Raw genomic sequence first — 459 nt, forward strand, 5'->3', positions numbered from 1 at the left:
CAGCAATCATTCAACCGGGCGGATCAATCCGTGATGAAGATTCTATTAAAGTGGCAGATACGTATGGGATTGCTATGGTGTTCACTGGCGTACGTCATTTCAAACACTAATAGAGGATGTTTAAAAAGTCCGGTCAAGATAACCTTCGCATGTCGTCGTTGCAATGCCAGTGCGGTACTCATGTAGGAAAACTACACTCCGTGTCCTCCTGGCAAATGCGCCTAGACCTGCTCGGTTCTCTTAATCCTCCTTTTTAAACCTTTATTGATATGGATGTTTAAAAAGTCCGGTCAAGATAACCTTCGCATGTCGTCGTTGCAATGCCAGTGCGGTACTCATGTAGGAAAGCTACACTCCGTGTCCTCCTGGCAAATGCGCCTAGACCTGCTCGGTTCTCTTAATCCTCCTTTTTAAACCTTTATTGATATGGATGTTTAAAAAGTCTGGTCGAGATAACCT

General features: G+C 44.4%; 1 protein-coding gene. It reads left to right on the plus strand.

Going from position 1 to position 459, the window contains the following annotated elements:
* The coding region (locus tag MR170_RS31110; protein WP_242310680.1) for a phosphoribosylaminoimidazolecarboxamide formyltransferase at positions 1-110 on the plus strand (110 nt) is incomplete at its 5' end.
* Positions 111-459 lie beyond the last annotated feature (349 nt).

It is taken from the genome of Bacillus cereus group sp. BfR-BA-01524 (genome assembly GCF_022662595.1).
Lineage (GTDB): Bacteria > Bacillota > Bacilli > Bacillales > Bacillaceae_G > Bacillus_A > Bacillus_A thuringiensis_S.